Consider the following 1357-nt stretch of genomic DNA (forward strand, 5'->3'; position numbering starts at 1 on the left):
GATCGGCGCGGCTTTAGGCTCGTAGTTATCCGCCCGAGGAAAGGATGTGGCCGTGGAGTCTGGGTTGCAGCAACAAGCCAGTCAAATCTTGGATCTCGCGACGCGGGCGAAGAAAGTCTTCGGCGGTGATTCCACCCCGCAGCGGCCACCGGAGTTCGCAGCGCCGCGCGATCTTGAAGAGACGATCTCTCGTGATCACTTCTGATTTCAGTGCGGCGGCGGGCCTATCGCCGTCAATGATGTTGATGCAGAAGAGGTTACGATGACCGACGCTCGCAAGTTCGATGAGCTGGTGTCCTGGCATGCCAAGCCGGTCGCCGGGGTCGGTATGGGCTGGGATCCGGGTTGGCGTGCCGACGGGGGAGCGTTTGCCCCCAACATCAGCCCCTCGGACCCGTACTGGAACACGGTGTTGGACAAGGCCCAAGCGGCTTATGGCGATCCTGGTATGCGGTTCAACACCTCTGACCCGAGTGCGGACCGCTATCTCGTTTTCAGCGACGGCACGCGGGTACCGACCGATGGCTCGTTGGCTTATCGCGACAACGGCAACACCTACGTGATGAACAACGATGGCTCGGTGTCGCTACTTGGTGGTGACGGCAAGGCCGGTCAGCCGTTCTTCCCGGAGTTCCGGCGCAACGAGGCTGGCCAGTATGTGCCGGTCAACGCTCAAGGCCAGCAGGTCGCCCCGCTGGCCGCCTCCTACGTGGACGATCCAGCGACAGGCAAGCGCACCTACTACAACGCCAACGGAGACGTCGTGGGATCTGAGCAGCGGCCCGCCACACCGCCTCCGGGCAGCCAGCCCGGCGTGGCGACCGATGAGCAGCAGTCGGGGCGCACCGCTGACGCGGTACGCAAGCTGCACGACGAGATGAAGGACCGCTACAGCCAACTCAGCGAGGCTGAGGGCAAGTTGACCGAGGCGATGCTGAGCGCCCGGACCACGACCGCCGAGGGCCAGCAGAAGCTCAACGACGATCGTCGAGGCGGTCAACAACCCGGCGATGTCGCTGGACACTCCGGCGGGCGAGCAGGCGTTCTTGAAGTTCTTGCGCAGTCAGGTCGCCGCGATCGGCGAAGTACTCCAGTCGGGGACTTTGACTGCTGAGGATCAGGCCAAGGCGGCGTCGGCGCTGGCCGCCCTCTACGACATGGACGGAGCCTCCCCGGGCACCGGGGGCGAGACTCCCAGTGACCCCAATGCCCAACCGGGACCTGCGACTCCGGCTCCGGCGCCGCCGGTCAGCGATCCCGCGCTTGTCGATCCCGCGCTCACCGATGCGGGGCTGGGGCCGATGGAGCCGATGCCCGATCCGATGTTGTCGGATTTGGGGATGGGCGGTCCGATGGG

The 1357-nt window shown here is 65.1% G+C and carries 2 protein-coding genes and 1 pseudogene; all 3 read left to right on the forward strand.

Annotated features, from left to right (window positions below):
* Nucleotides 1-52: 52 nt before the first annotated feature.
* A complete protein-coding gene (locus H7I57_RS33045; RefSeq protein ID WP_172527968.1) occupies nucleotides 53-205 on the forward strand; it encodes a hypothetical protein in 153 nt (50 codons plus the stop codon).
* A 57-nt stretch (nucleotides 206-262) separates the two neighbouring features.
* Nucleotides 263-1114 carry a hypothetical protein gene (locus H7I57_RS33050; RefSeq protein ID WP_264028511.1) on the forward strand — a complete coding sequence of 284 codons (852 nt, stop codon included), beginning with the start codon at nucleotides 263-265 and terminating at the stop codon, nucleotides 1112-1114.
* Nucleotides 1011-1357 (forward strand): annotated as a pseudogene (locus H7I57_RS33055) (DUF4226 domain-containing protein); the annotation flags it as partial. The gene H7I57_RS33050 and the pseudogene H7I57_RS33055, both read left to right, overlap by 104 nt.

It is taken from the genome of Mycolicibacterium pyrenivorans, assembly GCF_025821625.1.
Taxonomy (GTDB): domain Bacteria; phylum Actinomycetota; class Actinomycetes; order Mycobacteriales; family Mycobacteriaceae; genus Mycobacterium; species Mycobacterium pyrenivorans.

What these genes read in the sequence shown, in the direction of transcription:
- H7I57_RS33050 (WP_264028511.1), top strand. Translation starts at nt 263, where the DNA reads ATGACCGACGCTCGCAAGTTCGATGAGCTGGTGTCCTGGCATGCCAAG.